The 21,364-nt window shown below is 70.6% G+C and carries 17 protein-coding genes and 1 pseudogene; 7 read left to right on the top strand and 11 right to left on the bottom strand.

Annotated elements, in window-relative coordinates:
- The 3 genes and pseudogenes from IE273_RS42005 to IE273_RS41995 all read right to left on the bottom strand — a co-directional run.
- Positions 1-199 (bottom strand): annotated as a pseudogene (locus IE273_RS42005) (quinone oxidoreductase); the annotation flags it as partial.
- A gap of 367 nt (positions 200-566) precedes the next feature.
- The gene (locus tag IE273_RS42000; protein ID WP_041664781.1) at positions 567-953 is read right to left on the bottom strand and encodes an ankyrin repeat domain-containing protein; all 387 of its coding nucleotides are present in this window, start codon (positions 951-953) and stop codon (positions 567-569) included.
- A 128-nt stretch (positions 954-1,081) separates the two neighbouring features.
- Positions 1,082-2,545 carry a catalase gene (locus IE273_RS41995; protein ID WP_189820373.1) on the bottom strand — a complete coding sequence of 488 codons (1,464 nt, stop codon included), beginning with the start codon at positions 2,543-2,545 and terminating at the stop codon, positions 1,082-1,084.
- A gap of 318 nt (positions 2,546-2,863) precedes the next feature.
- Between IE273_RS41995 and IE273_RS41990 the strand changes: the two genes are divergently transcribed.
- From IE273_RS41990 to IE273_RS41980, 3 genes are all read left to right on the top strand, one after another.
- Positions 2,864-3,769 (top strand): LysR family transcriptional regulator, encoded by a 906-nt coding sequence (locus IE273_RS41990; protein WP_189820372.1) that lies wholly within the window; start codon positions 2,864-2,866, stop codon positions 3,767-3,769.
- A 177-nt stretch (positions 3,770-3,946) separates the two neighbouring features.
- Positions 3,947-4,519 carry a cysteine dioxygenase family protein gene (locus tag IE273_RS41985; protein ID WP_189820371.1) on the top strand — a complete coding sequence of 191 codons (573 nt, stop codon included), beginning with the start codon at positions 3,947-3,949 and terminating at the stop codon, positions 4,517-4,519.
- Positions 4,520-4,559: 40 nt separating this feature from the next.
- Positions 4,560-5,576 carry a YeiH family protein gene (locus IE273_RS41980; RefSeq protein WP_229888116.1) on the top strand — a complete coding sequence of 339 codons (1,017 nt, stop codon included), beginning with the start codon at positions 4,560-4,562 and terminating at the stop codon, positions 5,574-5,576.
- Between the two features lie 53 nt (positions 5,577-5,629).
- Here IE273_RS41980 and IE273_RS41975 read toward each other — a convergent pair whose 3' ends face one another.
- From IE273_RS41975 to IE273_RS41965, 3 genes are all read right to left on the bottom strand, one after another.
- On the bottom strand, positions 5,630-8,419 hold the full coding sequence (locus IE273_RS41975; protein ID WP_189820369.1) for an AAA family ATPase: 2,790 nt from the start codon (positions 8,417-8,419) through the stop codon (positions 5,630-5,632).
- A gap of 265 nt (positions 8,420-8,684) precedes the next feature.
- On the bottom strand, positions 8,685-8,879 hold the full coding sequence (locus tag IE273_RS41970) for a hypothetical protein (RefSeq protein WP_189820368.1): 195 nt from the start codon (positions 8,877-8,879) through the stop codon (positions 8,685-8,687).
- Positions 8,880-8,991: 112 nt separating this feature from the next.
- Positions 8,992-10,032 carry an alpha/beta fold hydrolase gene (locus tag IE273_RS41965; protein ID WP_189820367.1) on the bottom strand — a complete coding sequence of 347 codons (1,041 nt, stop codon included), beginning with the start codon at positions 10,030-10,032 and terminating at the stop codon, positions 8,992-8,994.
- A gap of 139 nt (positions 10,033-10,171) precedes the next feature.
- Here IE273_RS41965 and IE273_RS41960 point away from each other — a divergent pair, with 139 nt between their 5' ends.
- Positions 10,172-10,351 (top strand): hypothetical protein, encoded by a 180-nt coding sequence (locus tag IE273_RS41960; RefSeq protein WP_189820375.1) that lies wholly within the window; start codon positions 10,172-10,174, stop codon positions 10,349-10,351.
- Here IE273_RS41960 and IE273_RS41955 read toward each other — a convergent pair.
- The 3 genes from IE273_RS41955 to IE273_RS41945 all read right to left on the bottom strand — a co-directional run bounded on the left by IE273_RS41955 (position 10,324) and on the right by IE273_RS41945 (position 12,718).
- Complete coding sequence (locus IE273_RS41955) at positions 10,324-10,953, bottom strand: TetR/AcrR family transcriptional regulator (RefSeq protein WP_189820366.1); 630 nt, start codon at positions 10,951-10,953, stop codon at positions 10,324-10,326. The genes IE273_RS41960 and IE273_RS41955 overlap by 28 nt on opposite strands.
- Positions 10,954-11,008: 55 nt before the next feature.
- Positions 11,009-11,719, bottom strand: coding sequence for an alpha/beta hydrolase (locus tag IE273_RS41950; protein ID WP_189820365.1), 711 nt, complete (start codon positions 11,717-11,719; stop codon positions 11,009-11,011).
- Between the two features lie 63 nt (positions 11,720-11,782).
- Positions 11,783-12,718 carry an SDR family NAD(P)-dependent oxidoreductase gene (locus IE273_RS41945; RefSeq protein ID WP_189820364.1) on the bottom strand — a complete coding sequence of 312 codons (936 nt, stop codon included), beginning with the start codon at positions 12,716-12,718 and terminating at the stop codon, positions 11,783-11,785.
- A 416-nt stretch (positions 12,719-13,134) separates the two neighbouring features.
- Here IE273_RS41945 and rpmF point away from each other — a divergent pair, with 416 nt between their 5' ends.
- Positions 13,135-13,515 carry a 50S ribosomal protein L32 gene (gene rpmF, locus IE273_RS45460; RefSeq protein WP_373309501.1) on the top strand — a complete coding sequence of 127 codons (381 nt, stop codon included), beginning with the start codon at positions 13,135-13,137 and terminating at the stop codon, positions 13,513-13,515.
- A gap of 245 nt (positions 13,516-13,760) precedes the next feature.
- On the opposite strand, the gene IE273_RS41935 is transcribed toward rpmF, so the two are convergent.
- Positions 13,761-15,203 (bottom strand): aldehyde dehydrogenase, encoded by a 1,443-nt coding sequence (locus IE273_RS41935; protein WP_189820362.1) that lies wholly within the window; start codon positions 15,201-15,203, stop codon positions 13,761-13,763.
- Positions 15,204-15,396: 193 nt separating this feature from the next.
- Between IE273_RS41935 and IE273_RS41930 the strand changes: the two genes are divergently transcribed.
- Positions 15,397-15,885 carry a TetR family transcriptional regulator gene (locus IE273_RS41930; protein ID WP_189820374.1) on the top strand — a complete coding sequence of 163 codons (489 nt, stop codon included), beginning with the start codon at positions 15,397-15,399 and terminating at the stop codon, positions 15,883-15,885.
- 83 nt (positions 15,886-15,968) lie between these two features.
- Here IE273_RS41930 and IE273_RS41925 read toward each other — a convergent pair whose 3' ends face one another.
- Positions 15,969-20,816, bottom strand: coding sequence for a ricin-type beta-trefoil lectin domain protein (locus IE273_RS41925; protein ID WP_189820361.1), 4,848 nt, complete (start codon positions 20,814-20,816; stop codon positions 15,969-15,971).
- A gap of 366 nt (positions 20,817-21,182) precedes the next feature.
- Here IE273_RS41925 and IE273_RS41920 point away from each other — a divergent pair.
- On the top strand, positions 21,183-21,364 hold a 182-nt coding region (locus IE273_RS41920; RefSeq protein WP_189820360.1), incomplete at its 3' end, for a DUF3311 domain-containing protein.

Below are 21,364 nucleotides of genomic sequence, written 5' to 3'. Positions count from 1 at the left end.
GGCCGGCGCCCTCGACACCGGGGACGAAGGGCGGCTCACCGGGCACCGCGAAGCCGGCGCGGGTGCCGGTATCCATGAAGTTGATGCCGGCGAAGTCGATGTCCACCACCAGTTCGCCCCGCTGGGGCACGGGGTCGGGCCACTCCTTCAACCGCAGCACTTCCGGCCCGCCCAGCTCTTCCACCACCACAGCCCGCATGGTGCACACCTCTTCCTGTGGGTACGCCCGCCGGTCGGCCGGCGAGTGTGTCGGAGGGCACCTCGGATCGGACGGGGCCCTGTTGTCTCGGGGACGTGAGCGAAGAGGGCGGTCCCGCCGCGTCTTCGGCGCAGCGGCCCGCCTGCATCACGGCTGTGAGCGTAGGGCGCACTTTTTGGACCGGCAAGTCCAGGATTTGCCGGGCGGTCACCACGTGCCCTGGTTCCACCACGAGGTGCCCGGCGCCCGGGTCGACGATGTGCGCCGCGCCTTCCGTGGCCGCACCAGCCGATGTCCCAGGTATCTCTACGGTCCCGGACCCCCGGGGAACGGACCACACGGTCCATCGTGCCGGTGCGTGCGCGGATCAGTCCGCCAGCAGGTGGGCGCGGCCGAACAGGGCGGCTGCCGCCCGCGCGGTCGGCGTTCCGGAGTCCAGGTCCGCGCCGGCCTGCCGCAGTACCCCCACGACGTCGTCGGCGCCCTTGAACAGGGCACCGGCGATGGGCGACTGGTCGCGGGCGTTGCGCAGGTCCGGGTCGGCACCGAGCGCGATCAGGGCCCGTACGGTGTCGGCGTGGCCGTGATAGGCGGCGAGCATCAGAAGGGTGTTGCCGGCCTCGTCGCGGGCGTCGACCGGGAGCCCGTGCTCCACGAACTCCACCAATGTTCCGGTGCTGCCCTCCCGGGCCAGGTCCATGGCGATGGCCATGACACGTCGCGTCTGCTCAGGAGTCAGTCCACCGCTGGTCATGTACCCCTTCTCCGGATCGTGCGGTCACGGCGGTTCCCCCCTCCATGCACCCCGGCCCGGCGTGAGCGTGTTGCGTGCTCGCGCCGGGCCGGGGGGTGATGTCTCGTGTGTGCCGTGGGGCGAAGGGGTCAGAGGTCGCCGGCGGCCAGGGCCTCGATGGCCTTGCGGACGCCTTCGCCGTAGGCCGGGTCGGCCTGGGTGCAGTTGGCGATGTGCCGTTCGACGGTCGGCCGGGACGCGCCGTTGATCGCGCGGGCCGTGTTCTCGAAGAGGGCCTGCCGCTGCTCGGGGCTCATCAGGCGGAACAGGTCGCCGGGCTGCTCGAAGTAGTTGGCGTCGTCCGCGCGGAAGTCGAAGCGGTCGGCCACGGCGCCCACGGCCTGGCTCGGCTCACGGTAGGCGGGCTGTTCCTGCCAGCGTCCGTAGGAGTTGGGCTCGATGCCCGGCGTCGCTCCCTGGTTGCCGTCGACGCGCATGCCGCCGTCGCGGTGGTAGGAGTTCACCGGGTTCTTCGGGGCGTTGACGGGGATCTGGTGGTGGTTCACGCCGAGGCGGTAGCGCTGGGCGTCACCGTAGGAGAAGAGACGGCCCTGAAGCATCCGGTCGGGGGAGAAGCCGATGCCCGGAACCACGTTCGCCGGGCTGAAGGCGGCCTGCTCGACGTCCGCGAAGTAGTTGTCGGGGTTGCGGTTGAGCTCCCACTCGCCGACCTCGATCAACGGGTAGTCCTTCTTCGACCAGACCTTGGTGAGGTCGAAGGGGTGGAAACGGTAGTTCTCCGCGTCGGCCTCCGGCATGACCTGGATGAACAGCTTCCACTTCGGGAAGTCGCCCCTCTCGATCGCGTCGAAGAGGTCACGCTGGTGCGACTCGCGGTCCTTGCCGATGAGGGCTTCGGCCTCGGCGTCGGTGAGGTTCTTGATGCCCTGCTGGGTGCGGTGGTGGAACTTGACCCAGAACCGTTCGCCCTCGGCGTTGACCAGGCTGTAGGTGTGGGAGCCGAAGCCGTGCATGTGCCGGTACGAGGCGGGGATGCCCCGGTCGGACATCACGATCGTGACCTGGTGCAGGGATTCGGGGAGATTGGTCCAGAAGTCCCAGTTGTTCTCGGGGTCCCGGAGGTTGGTGCGCGGGTCGCGCTTGACCGCGTGGTTGAGGTCGGGGAACTTCAGCGGGTCGCGGAAGAAGAACACCGGGGTGTTGTTCCCGACCAGGTCCCAGTTGCCTTCGTCCGTGTAGAACTTCAGGGCGAAGCCGCGGATGTCACGCTCGGCGTCGGCCGCGCCGCGCTCGCCCGCGACGGTGGAGAAGCGGGCGAACAGCGGGGTCTTCTTGCCGACCTCGGAGAAGATCTTCGCGCTCGTGTACCGCGTGATGTCGTGGGTCACCGTGAAGGTCCCGAACGCGCCGGAGCCCTTGGCATGCATACGGCGCTCCGGAATCACCTCGCGGTCGAAGTGAGCGAGCTTCTCCAGGAACCACACGTCCTGGAGGAGCATCGGGCCACGCGGACCGGACGTCAGGGAGTTCTGGTTGTCGGGAACCGGTGCACCGGCAGCCGTGGTCAACGGCCTCTGGTTGTTCTCGGGCAAAGCTCGCTCCTCGCTGAGTGGTCCCTCACGTGTGTTCAACGCGTGGCGCCAGGCCGGACGATCCCGCGCGAGCCGCCCTGAAACTTGCACCGACACACATCCTATGTTGGAACATATCCGCGTCAAGGCGACCTAGTGGCATAGGTGTTTCGGACATCCATGCTCGTGAGGGCGGCGAGAAGTCGTCCACGCCGCCCGGCACGGGGACCCTGGGGCACATCGTCCGCAGCCCGACGCCGATGACGAACAGGGAGCGTGCGGGCGCCGCCTGAGCACACGTTCGGTCGCCGCTGCCAAACTTCTGCTTATGATCGGCGCATGCTGGACTCCCGACGCCTCCGGACCTTCCACGAGGTGGTCACCACCGGTTCGTTCACGGCCGCCGCACGCTCCCTCGGCTACACCCAGCCCGCTGTCACGCAGCAGATCCGGGCGCTCGAACGGGAGGCGGGCGTGCCGCTCTTCACCCGCAAGGGCCGCCGGATGTGCGTCACCGAGGCCGGGCGGACGCTGGCCCGTCACACGGAGGAGATCCTGGGCAAACTGCGCGACGCCGAGCAGCAGCTCCAGGCACTGGCGCGACTGCGTGCCGGCCGCGTCCGCGTCTGCGCCTTCCCCAGCGCCAACGCGACACTGATCCCGGAAACGGTGGCCGGGCTGCTGGCGGACCACCCTGCCGTACGGGTGGAGTTGCAGGAGGCCGAGCCGCCCGAGTCCCTGCACCGGGTGCTGTCCGGCGCCTGCGACATCGCACTGTCCTTCAGCTATCCGGGGCTGCGCACCGAAGTCCCGCCCGAACTGGCGGAGATCGACCTCCTGGAGGACCGGCTGGTGGTCCTGCTGCCGGTCGGCCACCCGCTGGCCCGCCGGCGTGCCGTGCGCCTCACCGAGCTGGCCCAGGCGCGCTGGGTGGCGGGGTGCCCCCGGTGCCGGGCGAACTTGTTGCAGATCTGCGCCGAGGAAGGGTTCGAACCGGACGTCGTCTTCACCACCGACGACAATCTCGCGTTGCAGAGCCTGGTGGCTGCCGGGGTGGGCATCGCGGTCGCCCCCTCGTTGGTGCTCTCCTTCCTCAACCTCCGCCAGGTGACCGGCCGGTTGATCGAGCCGAACGTCTTCCGCCGGGTCAGTGCCTACGCGCTGCGCGAGCATGTGCACCTGCCGGCCACCGAGTTGGTGCTGGAGCACATACGCTCGGCCGCCGCCGCCCGGAACGGCTGCTGACCCCGCCAGACACGCGTCCCCCGACAACGGCTGCTGACCCCACCAGACGCCGTCCGCCGGGAACCGCGCATGAGCGGCTCGGCGTCCGCCGCCTCCCGGCTCGCATAAGCGGTGGTTGGGACGAGCGAAGAAACGCTGCTTGGACGCCGGTGTGCGACGGCCCCGAAGCTGCCGTGCATGACAGCAACCACCGCTCACGCGACCGGCAGTGCGCGCATCACCGAGACGGCGGCGGCCCTGACAGCGGACATCCGGGCCGTGGCGGCACGTGGCCTGAGTCCCGCGAGGTCCGCCGACCTGGCCGCCCAGGCGCTGCGCGGCTACCTGGCGGATCCCGGACTGCTCACCGCCGAACAGTGCGTCGGTTCGCCCGAGCGCTACACGCAACACGTGCTGCACGCCGAACCGGACGGCAGCTTCTCGGTGGTGGCGCTCGTCTGGCTGCCCGGTCAGCGCACCCCGGTCCACGACCACGTCTCCTGGTGCGCGACGGGTGTCCACCAGGGGACGGAGAGCGAGCACCGCTACCGCCTCGTGCCCGAGGGCGCGGGCTCCCGCCTGGTCGTCACGGAGGTGGTGACCAACCCGGTGGGCTCCGTCTGCGGCTTCGCCCCGCCCGGTGACATCCACGAGGTGCGCAACTGCGGAACCGGCACGGCGATCTCCCTCCACGTCTACGGCGCCGACGTGGTGCGTCTGGGCAGCAGTGTGCGACGCGTGTACGAGCGCCCTGCCGACGAGCGCGACTGACGCCGTGAGCGGAGTCCACGACAGATCGTTCATCCCGCCCGTGTTCAGGCAGTGGTCCCGGCATCGCGCCGTGCCCGGTCTGGCGCTGGCGGCGGCCGGTGTGCTGCTGGCGACTGCGCTGCACGGGGCGCTGCCCGCCGTACCGACGCTCACCATCGCGGTGGTGCTCGGTGTCGCGGCCGGCCAGTTGCCCGGGATCCGGGTCTTCGTCCGGACGTCGGCCAAGGCCGGACTGGCCGTGGCGGCGAAGCGGTTGATGCGGGTCGGCGTCGTCCTGCTCGGGCTCCAGCTCTCGCTCGCCGATGTGGCGGGGCTCGGGCTGCCGACGCTGGCAATGGTGGTGTGCGTCGTCCTCGCCACCTTCTGCGGTACCTACTGGCTGGGCCGGCGGCTGGACCTGCCCGGCGACGTCCCGCTGCTGGTGGCCGCCGGTTACGCGATCTGCGGCGCCTCGGCCATCGGCGCGGTGGGCCAGGTGGCCAGGAGCGAGGAGGACGACGTCGCCGGCGCGGTCGCGCTGGTCACGTTGTGCGGCACGCTCGCGATCGCGGTACTGCCGGTGCTGCACACCGTCCTCGGCATGGACCCCGTGCGGTTCGGCCGGTGGGCGGGGGCCAGTGTCCACGATGTCGGCCAGGTGGTCGCCACCGCGCAGACCGCCGGCCCGCTCGCCCTGCGCGACGCCGTCCTGGTCAAGCTGATGAGGGTGGTCCTGCTCGCCCCGCTGACCGCCGGTACGGCCGTCGCCCTGCGCCGGTCCCGGGGCGCGGGGGCGGACGCGGGCGGCGAGCGCCCTCCGGCACTCCCCCTGTTCGTGGTCGGCTTCCTGGCGATGATCCTGCTGCGCAGCACCGGGCTGCTCGGCGCCGCGGTGCTCGAACACACCGCCGCGGTGCAGCACTTCGTGCTGGCCTCGGCTCTCTTCGGTCTCGGCGCGGCGGTGAACCTGAGCACACTCGCGAGCACGTCCGGCCGGCGCATGCTGGTGCTCGGGGCGGCGTCCTGGGTCGTGGTGGCCGGGTTGTCGTACGCGGGCGTCCTGCTGACCACCGGCTGAGTCCGGTACGCCCGCCGCGCCCGGTCCCGTCACCGTACGGCCGTACGGGCCCCTCAGCCGGCGTCGTCCAGGTCGAGACCGGCCAGGGCGTCGCGCAGCGCGGCTCGGGAGTTTATGCCGAGTTTGGGGTAGATCTGATACAGGTGCGTACCTATGGTGCGATGTGACAGGAAAAGTCGTTCGGCGATCTGCTTGTTGGTCAGTCCGGTGGCCGCCAGGGTGGCGATCTCCCATTCCTGAGCGGTCAGTGCGCCCTTCCCCGGTTGCGCGGTGGCCGACGCGCCAGGGCCCCCGGCACGCAGTTCGGCCGTGGCACGGGCCACCCAGGGGACCGCGCCCAGCTTCTCGAACGCCCGCAACGCCTGGGTCAGTTGCTCGCGGGCTTCCTTCGTGAAGCGCCGGCGGCGAAGGCGTTCGCCGAGGAAGAGGCGTATCCGTGCGACGTCGAACGGCCAGGCGCCGGGTTCGGCCCGGCGCAGCGCCTGGTCGAACAGGTCGAAGGCGTCGTCGCCGGGCGTGGTCAGGGCCTCGCAGGCGAGCACGAGCATGGCGAGGCGCGGCGCCAGGTCCGCCATCGCGGACTCCCGCACGGCCGCCGCGTGGGCGGCGGCTTCGGCGGGGCGCCCCGTCCGGATGGCCGCCTCCACCAGGTCCATGGTGACGGCCATGGCCTGCGGAAGGTAGGGAGGGAGGGTTCCGGGCGGGCCGAGGGCGGTGGTGTGCCGGTAGGCGGCCTCGAAGTCGCCGGCGCCGAGGGCGGTCAGCGCTCTGGTGTGGAAGGCGAGGACCTGTACACCATGGGCACCGCGCGGGACGGCCCAGCCGACGATCTCCTCGGACAGGGCCGTGCTCGTCTCCGTGTCGCCGCGTGCCCCGGCCACCAGCGCCTGCACGTACTGGAACTTGCGGGTGAAGAAGCGATAGCCGTGCTGCTCGCACAGGACGAGGCCTTCACTGGCCAGGCGTACGGCCTCGTCCCAGCGGCCCGTGCGGTAGTGGTCCGTGCACAGGTGCAGCAGGGCCGCCAGGTGCCGGCGGGCGGGTGCGGTGCCGGCCCGGCCCTGTTCGACCAGGCGTTGGCACGCCTCCCGTACGTCCGCCAGCCGCTCCGGGTACATCGCGCACGTGCCGATGCGGGTGACGCGGGTCGGGTTCTGGCCGACGTCCGCCAGCAGCGCGTCGAGCGCCTCCAGTGCCCGGTGCCCGGTGCGAGCGGGGTCCGCCACGGTCTGGGCGCACACCCACAACAGGTCGGGGGGTCCGGGAGTGAGCCGGTCGAGGGCCCGGAACAGGGGCCGCCACTTCTGCGGGTCGCCGCTGGACCAGCACAGGGTGGTCAGGGTGAACAGGGCTTCGACGAGGGCGCCGTCGGACGCGTCCCAGCCGTGTCCCCCCGTCTCGATCGCGCCCACCAGCAGCCGGTGCGCGGTGTCGATGTCGCCTTCCTTGTTGATCAGGAGGAGTGCGAATGCCGCTGCCGCGTACAGCGATCCCCCGGCGCTGGGATCGGCCCGCCGGGCTCCGGCCAGCAGGCGTGAGGCGTCTGCCAGCTCGCCGCCGGAGTCGGCGCCGATGTAGGCGGCCTGGGCCAGCCGGCGGCTTTCGTCGGCCGGCGCGGGGCTGAGCCCCGCGGCGCGGGTGAGCGCCGCGACCGCGCCCAGTGCGTCTCCGCGCGCCAGGCGCAGCAGGGCGGCCTGTTCCAGGAGGCCGGCGACCGTCTCGTCCGGGCCGGTCGCCGCTTCTCCGAGGTGGCAGGCGCGGCGCTCCGGCTGGTCGGTGAGCACGGCGGCGAGCGCTCGGTGCGCCCGGCGGCGGTCCGCGGCTGTCGCCTGCGCCACCACCGCCGCGCCGATCAGCGGGTGCCGGAAGGACAGCCGCCGGGAGGGGGCGGAGATCGCGATCAGCCGGTCGCGTTCGGCGGGTTCGAGGTCGTCGATCACGGCACGTCCGGCCCCGGCGGCCTCGATCACGGCCAGATCGCCCGTGCCTTCGAGCGCCGCGATCAGCAGCAACTCCCGGCTCGGCTCCGACAGATCGGCCACGCGCGCGGCGAACAGGGTCTGGAGGCGCTCGCTGAGGGGCAGGACGGAGGGCACCGCCGTCGGTGCCGTGCGCTGTTCGGCCTCCAGGGCGGCGGACAGCTCCAGCAGCGCGAGGGGGTTGCCGTGTGCCGCCGCCGCGACGCGACGCCTCAACGCGAGGGACATCTCGGGGTGTGTGCGATGGAGCAGCTCGGCCGACGACGCCTCGTCCAGTGGCTGGAGCCGGTGTTCGGTGAGGCCGTTCGACTCGAAGAAGCTGTCGGAGGTGACGCGGGAGGCCGCCAGGAAGCTGATGCAGCTGCCGATGAGCCGCCGTGCCACGAAGCCCAGTACCGAGGTGGTGGCCCGGTCCAGCCAGGGCAGGTCGTCGACGACGATCAGCAACGGCGTGTCGTCGGCGATCCGGCGCAGCAGCATCAGGGCCGCGGTGGACGTCAGCAGACGGTTGGGGGGCGGGCCGCTGCCGATGCCCACCGCGACCCGCAGGGCGTCGCGGTGGGCGCTGTCCAGCAGGTCGAAGGAGTCGAAGAGCGGCACGAGGAGCTGGTTGAGACCGGCGTAGCCGATGTCCGCCTCGAACTGCACGCCGCTCGCCCGCAGTACGCGGGTACCCAGCTGCCTGGCTTCCGCCGTCACCGCGTCGAGGAGCGCGGTCTTCCCTATGCCCGCCTCGCCCGACAGCAGCAGGGACGCGCCGTGGACCGCGGAACCGTTGAGGTGGGACCGTATGAACTCCAGGTCCCGGTCCCGCCCGATCAGCCGTCCTGCGGCGGGAGCGGCCGGGTGGTCCAGGTCGCTCATCGGGCTGCTGTCTCCAAGGGTCGCGAGGAAAAGGGAAGCCCCGTGTTGTACATCGGTTCACTCAGTGTAAACACGCGGCCATACAGCGTATCGGATCATCCGACACCGGCGTGTCCGCTTGGCGGCCTGACGTATCGGTATGTCGCCGGTGACGCGGGCCGGGTGTGCGCTGCCGGGTCCTCGCCGTCGCGGCGGGCGACGCGGGTGGCGCGCCGACCGTCGCTCCGGTGGGGGGGCCGCTCCCGGGGAGGGGACCAGGGCCGGTCTACAGCCCCAGGTCGAACGCGAGGCACGAGTAGTGCTGCCACGAGCCCTCGGGGTTGTACGAGGTCGCCCCGCCGCCCTTCTCGACCTCCACCTCTTGGGTCATGTCCTCGAAGCGGATGCGCTCGGGAAGCCGGCCGAAGCGGGCTTGCCGCACCGCCGCGGCGGCGGCATCGCTGGTGAATTCCTTGTTCATGACCATGCTCCACTTCGTCGATCGTGGATGGCGTCCTCGTTTCCGCCGGGGACGACTATCAGCGTGCACCGCCCATCGTCACCTGTCAAGGCGGTGACGTGTGTGCCGCCGGTCACCTCATGGCGTCGACCTCCAGGATCGCGGCGGTGAACGCCTCAGGTCGCTCCTGGGGCAGGTTGTGACCGGCGCCCGGGACGACGTGGTGCGTCCAGGGGCCCGTGAAGTGGGCGGCGTAGCCGCTTCCGTCGGTCGCCGGGATGACGCCGTCGGCCTGCCCGTCCAGGGTGACCGTGGGGACGGTGATCTTCGGCTGGTCCAGCAGCCTGCGCTCCAGTTCGGCGTACCGGGGGTCGCCCGGGGCGTCGGCCAGGCGGTGCCGGTAGCTGTGGATCACCACGTCGACGTAGTCGGGGTTGGTCCACAGCTCGGCCGCCTGCGCGAACTCCGCCTCGGTGAACTGCCATTCGGGCGAGTTGCGGTGCCAGACGACACGGGCGAGGTCCTCCCGGTTGCGCAGGAGCCCCTTCCGCCCTCGCTCGGTGAGGAAGTAGAAGAAGTACCAGTAGCCCGACTCGATCGAGGGGGTCAGCGGCTCCTCGGCGACGGCGAGGTTCTGGATGAGGTAGCCGTTCACGGAGACCAGGCCGGTGCAGCGCCCCGGCCACAGCGCGGCGGCGACGTCGGCGGCCCGTCCGCCCCAGTCGTACCCGGCGTACAGGGCCCGCGGGATGCGCAGCGCGTCCATGAAGGCGATGAGGTCCGCGCCGAGCGCGGCCTGCTCACCGGACCGGAAGGTGTCGTCGCGCAGGAACCGGGTCTCTCCGTGGCCGCGCAGATAGGGGATGTAGCAGCGGTACCCGCGCCGGGCGAGCGCGGGGGCCACCTCGGCGTAGGAGCCGACGGGGCTGAAGGGCCAGCCGTGCAGGAGGATCACCGGCTTCCCGCGGGCCGGGCCGACCGCGTGATAGGCGATGTCCAGGACGTCGGTGCGCACGGTGCGCACCGGCCCCAGGCCGTCCGCGGTCGGTCCGGTCGACGCCTTGACGGCTGCCGCGCCCGTGTCCGCCGACGCCTGGCCGGCCCCGGCGAGACCGGCGGCCCCCGTCGCCGCTGCCGCCGTCATGGCCTGGGTCAGTCTCCGCCTGCTGATCATGTCGCTTCCTCGTGTTCGGTCCGGAGCGTGCGAGACACATGTGCACACCTGCCGCGCGTCACCGCTCTAACTGGTAACGAGGATCTCCGCGTCAGACCCCGCTGTCAAGGAACCGACGGGCGGTGAGGGCGGGTTGGCCGTGACGTACACCGCCGGCCGTCCATGTGTGAGCCACCGGGTGTGTGGGCCGCGGAACGCGATCCGCATCGACTGGAGCAAGGACCTCCACGCCCCGGTCCGCCGTGACTTCGACCGGGAGGACTACGTCAAGAACAACGGCCTGACGAGGCGCTACTGGGCCCCGGCGGGGCGCCGGTAGGCGCCGTACCACCAGATCCGGGCGAGTTCGCGGGCGAAGACGGCGTCACCTCTGCCGTCGTCGACACGGATGTGGTGCGCGATGGCCTGAGCGCCTCCCCAGACGATGATCCGGCTCGCGGCGACGGCGTCGAGGTCGGCCGGCGTCGAGCCCGCGGCCTGTTCGGACAGCAGGGTCCGCAGCACCGCCTCGTCGAAGCCTTCGAGGTCGGCGGTGTAGAAATCGCCCACCGCGGAGTCGTAGGACGCCGCCTCGCGGACCGCGGTGAGCACACCCTGGTGGGCGCGGTGGATCTTGATCACTTCCTCGAAGAACCGGGCGAACCGGTCCGCGCCGGCGCCCGGGTCCCACTGCCGTGCCAGCGTCAGCAGCGACTCCCGCAGCTCGTCGGTGAGCCGCACCAGGACGTCCGACTTGCTGTGGAAGTGCGCGTAGAACGTGGCCCGGGACACGCCCGCCTCCTCCAGGATCCGCTGGACGCTGATCTCGGAGAAGGCCTCGCCGGAATCGAGCAGCCGCTCCAGGGTGGACATCACCTGCGCCCGGGTGGCGGCCGACCGCGCGGCATGGTGGTCGGCCTGGCGGCGGGTCACGGGTCTCATCGGGCACCTTCCGGTCATCGTGCGGTTCCGCGGCTCGGCAGGCCGCTCCAGCACCCTATGCCGGGGTGTCGTGCGCGATCCGTTCGAGGAGATCAGCCAGCTTCTCGGGCATGGAGAGCAGCGGGGTGTGGCCGCTGGGGAGGTGGTGGACGGCACCGGCCCGCTCGGCGAACGGCTGCTGGTAGGACGGGGGGAGGCTGCGGTCGTCGTCGCAGAGGACGTAGCTGGTGGGAACGGTCTTCCAGCCGGCCCGGCTCACCGGCTCGGCGAAGGAGAGGGCGGTCTGGGGCAGCAGCCGCGCCAGAGCGGCCTTCCTCTTGTCCTGGGGCACGTCGTTGTAGAGCGTCTGCGCCGGGTCCTCCCGGACGGGGATGACGCCCTCCACCGTGGCGGGGTCCGGCTGCTCGCCGCCGAAGCACGTCATCAGGCTCTCGCCCTCGTCCAGGGCGAAGGCGGCCACGTACACGAGGTGGGACACGTTGGCGGCCCCCGGGGTCGCCTGGGTGACCGGAGCACCCCCGTAGGAGTGCCCGACGACCACCAGGGGCGCCTGGATGGACTCGATCTTCTCGCGGACCACCCGGGCGTCGTCCAGCAGACCGGGGAGCTTCCCGTCGGACCCCTCGGGGACGACGCTCGGCAGGTCGACCGTGTGGCTGGTCCAGCCCCGGTCGGCGAGGACGTCCTGAAGCTCCCGCCAGCACCATGAGCCGTGCCATGCCCCGTGCACCAGGAGGAACTGGGGGCGTCCCGTGGTTTCGTTCATCTCTTTCCTTCGGTCCACGCGGCCGTGGGGGTCGGCCCGCATCGTCGACAGGGGTCGCGGGGGTCAGCGCACCGCGGTGAGGGCGAGGTCCCAGAGCCGGTCCGCGGCGGCAGGGTCGATCGACCACTTGGCGACGCCCGCCATCACATCGGGGCCCCCGTCGACGACCTCCGATTCCTGGTTGTCCTCGAAGTACCGCCCGGTCACACCGTCGAGGAGCGGTGACGCGGCCAGCAGCACCGTGGTGGCGGCACCCTGGGCCGGGGTCTTGTAGTAGTCGGGGGTGAGGAGGTTCCCGTCCTCGTCCATGGCACCGAAAGCCCGCATGGTCGCCTCGTCGAGGTGGCGTGTCAGGTTGGTGTGGATCCACCCCGGCGCGCAGGCGTTGGCGGTGATGCCGTGTTCGGCCCACCGACGGCTGATTCCGACGGCGAGCAGCACGTCGGCGGTCTTCGACTGCGCGTAGGCGACGAACGGGTCGTAGGGGCGTCGCTCGAACTGCGGGTCGTCGAAGTCGAACCCCGCCCGCAGTTGGGCGCCGGAGCTGACCACGGTCACACGCGGCTTCTCGGCCGCCTGGAGCGCGGTGCGCAGACCGACGGCCAGGGCGAAGTGGCCGAGGTGGTTGGTGGCGAGCTGCATCTCCCAGCCCTGTGCGTTGACCTCGCGGGTCGGGAGCATCATCACGCCGGCGTTGGCGACGAGGCCGTCGACCGGCCCGCTCCAGGCGTCGCAGAAAGCACGGACGGAAGCCAGATCGGCAAGGTCGAGTGCGACGGCCCGCGTGCCCGGGAACTCCTTGACCAGCGGTTCGGCGTCGGCGGGGTTCCGGGTGGCGACGGTCACCTGCGCTCCGGCCCCGGCGAGCGCGCGCACCGTCTCGACACCGAGACCGGAGGACCCTCCGGTCACGATCATCCGGCGCCCGCTCAGATCGACTCCGTCGAGGACCTCCGCGGCGGTGGCGCGCGTTCCGAACGGAGTGGTTGTCAGCGTCATACCTATGCCCTGCCTTCAGAAGGGTGGTCTCGCTTGGCCCGCGTCGCACACGTGCCGCTTCCGCCAAGCCTACGGAGCAACCATACAGCGTGTTCAGACAAGCCGGTCGGCATCATGGGGGCACTCAAGCTGGAAAACGTGTGCAGGTGGCGGAGAGCTCCCGTACGGGCGCCTGCCGAGCAGGAGGGTGTGCGGGTTTTGCGGGCACGCCCGGCAGTTGCTAGCCTCCTCGACGTGCTGATCGAAGTCGACAGAGCCTAGCCTGAGCCCACCGCCCATCGGCGCCGGTCCAGGCTTCACGCTGGTTACCAGCGGTTGAGGACAGCCCAGCCGCTTCGCACACCTCTCCCGCGCGCGGGTTCCCCCACTGGTGGCGGACGGCCGAAACCCTGTCAGGACCCGGCCATGGCGGACGCATGCTCACTCGCCCACGCCCAGCGGGCTCACTGTGCCCGCGCCCAGCGGCTCTGACCTTCACCGGCCCCTGCTCCTACGAGCCTGCGCGCAGCCTCAGGAAAACATGTCCGACCAGGACACCTGAGGGACATGTGTGCGTGGCCCCGTCGGATTCCGGCGTGCCCTGCCCGGTCAGAGCGATGACACACGGAATCGGACCATCGCCCATGATGCACAAGAAGTCCCGCGCACGGACACGTCACCGCCGAGCCCACTGGAAGGCGGCTCTGCCGGTGCTCGTGAAGTGCGCCAACTCGGCATGCGGTCTGCCGACCCCGCCGCACGCCGCCTGCCAGCACTGCGGAACCTACCGGGGCCGCCAGGTGCTGCCCCCGGCCTGACCCGCACCGAGGTGTCGGGCGCGCCCCGGCGGTGACGGTCATGACCCCCGGCGACCGGCTGGTGGTCACCGCGCCGCCCGGAGCAGCTCGCGGACCTGAGGCGTTCGCGGGCAGCCGGAAACGCCGCGCCGGCGGCAGGTGGTCGGGTCCACCTGCCGCCGTCGGCGGTTGTGTGCGTGGTTCGTCCGTGGTCCGTGGCTCGTCCGTCGGCGGTTCTCGCCGTCGTCGGGGCCGTACGACCGGAGTCAGACGGTGATGGTCTTGTATTCGGTGTAGGTGCCGAGGCCGACCGCGCCGTACTCGCGGCCGATGCCGCTGGCCTTGAAGCCGCCGAACGGGCCGTCGAAGGCGACGGAGGCGCCGTTGACCGTGATGGTGCCGGTGCGGACCCGGCGGGCGACCGCCAGGGCGTGTTCCTCGTCGCAGGACCAGACGCCGCCGGAGAGGCCGTACTCGGAGTCGTTGGCGATGCGGACGGCGTCGTCCTCGTCGTCGTAGGCGATGATCACCAGGACCGGGCCGAAGATCTCCTCCTGCGCGATCCGCATGGAGTTGTCGACGTCGGCGAAGACGGTGGGCGTGACGTAGTTGCCCTTCTCCAGGCCCTCGGGGACCTGCGGGCCGCCGGTGACCAGGCGGGCGCCTTCCTCGATGCCGAGCTGGATGTAGGTGCGCACCCGCTGCTGCTGGTCGGGGCGGATCATCGGGCCGATGAAGGTATCGGGGTCGTTCGGGTCGCCGACCTTCAGCGACTCCACCAGCTCCTTCAGCGCGGTCACGACCTCCTCGTACTTCTCGCGGGGGGCCAGCACGCGGGTCTGGGCGATGCAGGACTCTGCGTTGTTGAGCAGGGAGGCGAACTTCAGGCCCGCGACCGCCTTCTCGATGTCGGCGTCGGGGAGGATGATGGCGGCGGACTTGCCGCCCAGCTCCAGGCTGACCCGCTTGAGCTGCTCACCTGCGATCGAGGCGATGCGACGGCCGGCGCGCGTCGAGCCGGTGAAGGCGATCTTGTCGACGTCCGGGTGCGAGACCAGGTACTCGCTGGTCTCCCGGTCCGCGGGCAGGACGCTGATCACGCCCTCGGGCAGGCCCACCCGCTCCAGCAGCTCGGCCAGGAAGCCCATGCTCAGCGAGTTCTCCGGGGAGACCTTGAGGATCACGGAGTTGCCCGCGACCAGCGCGGGGATGATCTTGGAGGTGGCCGAGGAGAACGGCGAGTTCCACGGGATCACCGCGGCCACGACGCCGACCGCCTCACGGCGCACCACGCTGCGCACCGGGGACGCCGGGTCGGAGGGAACGAGCGTCTCCTCCCAGCCGAACTCCTCCGCCGCCTTCAGGTAGGCGTTCGCCTGCCTGGTCAGGCCCGGCTGTCCGGCGCGGGTGAACCAGCCGGCCGAACCGTTCTCCAGCGAGATCAGCTGTGCGATCTTCTCCGCGTTCTCCTCGCGCAGCGCGTTGAAGCGCCGCAGGACCGCGATCCGCTCCGCCGGCGGGGTCAGACGCCACTCGCCCGCGTCGAACGACTTCCGTGCCGCGGCCACCGCACGGTCGATGTCCGCCGGCCGCGCCTGGGCGGCACGGCCGACCACCGACCGGTCGTGCGGCGAGGCGATGTCGAGCAGCTCCGGGCTGCTCGGCTCGACCCAGGAGCCTGCGATGAAAAGCCGGTCGTAGGTGATCATGCGATTTCTCTCTTCCGTGCTCTCGGTTCGTTCGGACCTCTTGTCCAACCGCCACTTCAATGTAGCACTTGTCTTTGTTAGATGCACATAAGCGTGGTGGCAGAGTTCAGATTGGCCTCACTGGAGATACTCTTAGGGGATGAGAGCCGACGCTGCACGCAACCTGGAAGCCGTTCTGACGACCGGAGCCCGCATGCTCGCCGCCGACCCCGGCGCCAGCATCGCGAGCATCGCCGCCGAGGCGGGCGTGGACCGGCGCACCGTCTACCGGCGCTTCGCCTGCCGCGAGGAACTCCTCGCCGCCATCTACGAATCGCGCGTCACCGCCATCGAGCGGGCCATCGAGGACGCCCGGCTGCGCGAGGCACCCGTCGCCGTCGCCCTGCACCGCTACGTCGAGAACATCATCGCCGTCAACCGCACCTGGCCCGTCGACCTGACCCGCATGCTCGCCGACGACACCATCCGCCGGCGCCGGGACACCTGTATCGCGGAGGTCGACGCCTTTCTGCGCCGGGCCACCGACGAAGGGCTCCTGCGCCGGGACCAGCCGGAAGGATGGGCGGGGCCGCTGCTGCCCGAACTGGTGAACCTGGTGGCGCACCGGCAGAAGCACCTGGCACCCGGGAAGGCCGCCGACGTGGTGGTCGACACGTTCCTGCACGGCGTGGGAGCGTCCTGAGGCGGAGATCCGGACGATGACATGGCTCGGGCCCGGCGGGAACAGGTCCCACCGGGCCCGGCGTCCTCCGAAGGAGGTACGGATCAGGCGGGGAGTTTCCAGAGCTGGTTGGCGGAGGCCGCGCAGGTCCAGATCTGGAGCTTGGTGCCGTTGGCCGAACTCGGACCGGTCGCGTCCAGACACTTACCGGACTGCGAGCCCACCAACTGGCCCTTGGAATCGGACGTCCACTTCTGCGACGCCGCGCCCGTACACGTCGACAACTGCACCGGCGTACCGTCCCCGGTCGCACCACCCGCGACCGTCATGCACTTGCCCAACGCCCGCAACGTACCGTCAGCGGCCACCGTCCACGACTGACCACTGCCCGACCCACAGACATTCAGCTGGACCGCCGTACCGTTCGCCGACAACGACCCGGCCACCTCGGCACACTTACCGCCGTACCCACTGATCACCCCCGACGGACGCGACGTCGGAACACTCCACACCTGGTTGTCCGACCCCGCACACGACCAGATCTGCAACTTCGTGCCGTTCGCCGAACTCGGACCCGTCGCATCCAGACACTTACCGGACTGCGAACCCACCAACTGGCCCTTCGCGTCCGACGCCCACTTCTGCGACGCCGCACCCGTACACGTCGACAACTGCACCGGCGCACCGTCCCCGGTCGCACCACCGGCCACCGTCATGCACTTGCCCAACGCCCGCAACGTACCGTCCGACACCGCCGTCCACACCTGCGACGCCCCCGAACCACAGGTGTTCAGCTGGACCGCCGTACCGTCCGCCGTCGCACCACCCGCCACCTCGGCACACTTGCCGTTGTAACCCGCGATACGGCCCGAGGGGCCGGACACGTCGGTGGGGATCTGCCACTTCTGGCCCAGGTCGCCGTTGTTGCAGGTCCAGATGATCAGCGGATTGCCGTCCGCCGTGCCGCCGTTGGAGTTCTCCAGGCACAGGCCGGACGCGGCGTTCACGAGGTAGCCGTTGCTCGCGTCGGCCGTCCACTGCTGGCCCTTGGAGCCGTCGCAGTAGTCGAGGACGACGTCCGTGCCGTTGGTGGTGCCGCCGCCGGCGGTGGCCAGGCACTTGCCCTGGTTCCACACGGTCTTGTCAGCGCCCATGGTCCACTGCTGGGACGCGTCGTCGTCGCAGGTGGCGAGGACCGCCTGGACGCCCGCGGCCGGGCCGGCCGCCAGGTCGACGCACTTGCCGCCCTGGCCGGTGACGCGGCCGGTCGGGCCGTCCGGCTGGGGCGCCGGGGTGTGCGCGGTGCCGCCGATGGCCATGGCGATGACGTGGCCCTGTGGCGTGCCGGGCTCGTCCGACTCGGGCAGGATGACGGCCTGGACGGTCTTGCCCGCCGCCAGCGGCACCTTCGTGGTGAAGAGACTGACCTTCTGGTTCACCTTGCCGTCGTGGGAGTTGATGTAGGCGTAGGTGCCCAGTCGGCCGCCGCCCTGGGCGACGTTGTCGTTGTCCCACCAGTCGGAGAAGCTCAGGCCGTACTGCTGGGTGCTGCCGTCGGTGTAGACGATGGTGCCGATGCCCTGGTGGGGTCCGCTGGTGCCGCTTCCGACGAAGCCCAGCTCGCTGCCCGTTCCGGAGATCAGGACCGCCTGTCCCTTGGTGTCGATGGCGTTGGGCGCACCCGTGGCGTCCGGCCACTGGTAGGTCAGGCCGTCGTGGGTGAAGGATCCTGCGGCCAGGCCCTGGGCGGCCAGCGCCTGCGCGGAGAAGCTGAACCCGCCGCCGTCGTACCTGCCCGGCGCGGGGTCGGAGTCGTCGGTGATCGCGACGTTGGTGTAGGCCGCCCGCACCGAGGCGAACGGCACCAGAAGCGTGCCGTCGGCGGTGTAGGAGCCGCCGCTGTGGGTGGCGGTCGCGGTCAGCGGGTAGGTGCCCGGCGCCACGCCGGAGGGCGGGGTGACCAGCCAGGTGGTGGTGGCCGAGGCGCCGGACGCGACGGAGGTGAAGGAGGTCGCGGTGGTGGCCTTCACGGTCCAGCCGGACGGCGCGGGCAGCGCGACGTTCACGCCGCTCAGCGCGCTCCCGGTGCCGTTGGTCAGGGTGGTGGTCACGGTCGCCGCCTGGCCCGCCGGCAGGAGCCGCGGGGTGTGGACGGCGAGGGTGTCCTTGACGACCATCACCATCGAGCCGGTGACGCCGCCGACGGTGACCTTGATGGTCGCCACGCCGTCCGCGCCGGCGGTGACGATGCCGGCGGAGTCGACGGTGGCGACGGCCGGGTTGCTGCTGGAGTACGTCACGGACGCGTTCGACAGGTTCACGAAGGACTGGTCGTTGTTGACCGCCTCCACGATGCCGTCGGCCGTGATCGAGGTGTCCCGCTGCTCCTTCGCCGGGTCGGTGTCGTCCTTGATCCAGGGGTTCTTCCTGGTCAGGTCGAGCGTCTCGCCGGCGTGGTAGACCAGCCGGCCGGGCTGCACGGTGACCGTGGAGACCTTCGGGGTGAGGGTTCCGGTGATGTTCACGGTGGCGGTGCTCTGCACGGTGGCGGAGTCGGAGGCCACCTTCAGCGCCCAGGCGCCGGGGAACACCGTCTGCTTGGACGTCGACGGGTTCCACACACTCAGATCGGACGCCTTGACGGGCAGCGTGACGTGCAGCTTCTCACCCGGCTGGAGGACGCCGGTGTTCTTGAAGCCGACCAGGCGCTGCTTGGGCATGGTGACACCGGAGACGGTGAAGGTGTTGGCGGCGTAGAGCTGCGCGACGGTGGCGCCGGGCACACTGCCGGTGTTGGTCACGTCGAAGGAGACGTCGACCGTGCCGTCGGCGGTGATGCTGCTCTTGTCGAGCGTCGCGGCCGAGTAGGAGAACGTCGAGTAGCTCAGGCCGTAGCCGAACGGGTAGGACGGCGTGCCGGTGAAGTACTGGTACGTCTGCCCCTTGCCGTCGGACTCGGCGGGCGTCAGGCCGTAGTCGTTCTTCCCGGCGAGCTGGGAGTCGTCCTTGTACCAGGTGAAGGTCAGGTGCCCCTGCGGGTTCTGCTTGCCGAACAGCACGTCGGCGAGGGCGGTGCCCTGGCCCTGGCCGTTGTAGGCGCTGTAGACGATGGAGGCGGCCTTGGGCTGGCGGGCGGAGATGTCGACCGCGCCGATCGCCTGGATGTCCAGCACCACGTTCGGGTTGCCGAGCGCGGCGACCTGGTCGATCAGCGAGTTGTAGTTGCCGGGCATGGCCAGGCTGCCGCGGTCCTTGCCCTCGCTCGCGGTGTTCTGGTCGGTGCCGGCCGTCACGACCACCACGTCGGCCGCCTTGATCGCGGCCTGGGTCGCGGTGCTGAGGGTGACGGCGGAGGTGTTGCCGGTGCTGGTGCCCGCCGCGTCGTAGGTCACGGTCGCGTTCGGGTTGGCGGCCTTCAGGGCGTCGGTGATGCCCTGGCGCATCGAGACCTGGTGGTCGGGGTTGTTGCCGTAGCTGCCGAGGTTGACGGTGTCGGCGAGGTCGCCGAGGACGACGACCTTGTTGACGGCGGACGCCTTGAGCGGCAGCAGCGGCTTGCCGGTCGCGGCGAGGTTCGCGTTCTTCAGCAGCACCATGGAGGCGTCGGCTGCCCTGGTCGCGAGGTCCACGTGGGCGGGGCTCTGGATGACCGACTTGTCGATGGAGGTGTAGGGCACGCTGCCGCGCGGGTCGAACTCGCCGGTCCGCATGCGGATGGTGAACACCCGCACCAGCGCGGTGTCGAGGACGCCCTCGCTGAGCAGGCCCGCGCGCACGGCCTCCATCACGTTGGCGGTGGTCATCTCGTCGCCGCTGCAATTGAGGTCGTTGCCGGAGCGCAGGGCGAAGGCCTGGCCGCCGGCGCGGGCGTCGACGGTGTCGCCGGTCTCCCCGTCGATCCACTGCGGGTCGGTCTTGGACCCGTTGGTGGACCAGGGTGCGGGCGCCCAGTCGTGGCCGTCGTTCGGCAGTTTGTACGTCGTGCCGACGCCGCCGCAGTCGGAGGTGGTGAGACCGGAGAATCCGTAGGTGCGCTTGGCGAGGGTGTCGTTGGTGTAGGTGTCGGCGACCGCGGGCGTGCCGTTGATGGCGTTGTACGAGGTCATCAGGCCCGCGACATGGGCCTGCCCGATCAGCCCGGCGAACTGCTTGGTGTAGTAGTCGCGCAGCTCGGAGTCGTTGACGTCGGAGCTGATGGAGGTGCGGGCGTCCTCCACGTTGTTCAGGGCGTAGTGCTTCGCGGTGGCGGCGGCCTTCAGGTAGCCGTTGACCGACGAGCCGTCGGGGTTCTGGCCCTGGAAGCCGTCGACGAACTGGCTGCCCAGCCGCGTCTGGAGGTAGGGGTCCTCGCCGTAGGACTCGTCGTGGCGGCCCCAGAGGGGGTCGCGGTCGTTGTTGACGGTCGGGGCGAAGTAGGTCAGCGCACCGTAGTTGTCGGCGGAGGTGCCGAGGTTGTTGCGGCCGACGCCGAACAGCGACTTGTCCAGGAAGCCGCGGGCCTCGTCGCCGATCGCCGAGCCCTCCTGGTACTGGAGAGCCGGGTCCCAGGCCATCGAGGTGGCGAGGCTGGTCGGGAAACCGGTGGCCCTGACCGGCCACGAGGTGTCGTCGCCGGCGTTCTTGGAGTTGCCCAGCGACTGGATGCCGTGCAGGGCCTCGCTCCAGTACGTGTACCCCTGGACACCGAGGCTCGGGATGGCCGGGGCGTCGTTGGTGATGAGCTGGCGGACCTTCTGTTCCAGCGTCATCCGGGAGACGAGGTCGGCCGCCCGTTCCTCGAACGAGTAACTGGTGTCCTGGTAGACGGGGGTGGACGCCGACGTGGACGTTTCCCCTCCCGCCGCCTGCGGTGACGCGACGGCGTACGGGGACACCAAGGCCAGACCGACGGCGACGGCGACGGCGACCGTGGTCGCTCTTCCGCCGCCGCGTCGGCGTCTTGGACCGTGCATGCTCTCTCCAGAGTGAGATGGGTGGGACGGCCTGCCGCGGTCGTCGCGACACGGGCGGGCCGGCCGGCGAGGACACCTGCCGCAACCCCTCGAAGGGCCGACGGCCATCTCGCCACCGTGCACCCTGTCACATGTGATCAACGCCAGACGCACGTTTCAGCTCCATGTGTGATCACATGTTCACCGATGGGCGGTCGAACGTCCGTTGTCTGCGGCGATGTCGGCATTGCGCCCGCTCGCGGAGGTGAACCCCCGGAGCCTGTCCCAGCGTTCACTAGGTGTCAGCGCCTGCGCCACGCTCATATGTGCCAGGCATCCGACCAGGTGCTTGGTACGCACACGAAGGTCCAGTGAAAGGTACTCACGATGCCCACCGCTCCGAAGCGCGGGAGTGCGGTGGTGACTCCGCTGCGAGTCGCCGTAGGTCTGTGTCTTGCCGCCCCGTACATCGCGATTCTCTGGGTCGGCTCCTACTCCGCCGTGGACCCGACGTTCATCGGGATCCCGTTCTTCTACTGGTACCAGATGCTCTGGGTGCTGATCTCCAC

The sequence above is a fragment of the Streptomyces olivaceoviridis genome (genome assembly GCF_014650115.1).
Classification (GTDB): domain Bacteria; phylum Actinomycetota; class Actinomycetes; order Streptomycetales; family Streptomycetaceae; genus Streptomyces; species Streptomyces olivaceoviridis.
Note: the sequence above shows the minus strand (reverse complement) of the source record. Positions and strands in the feature narration are given on the sequence as shown.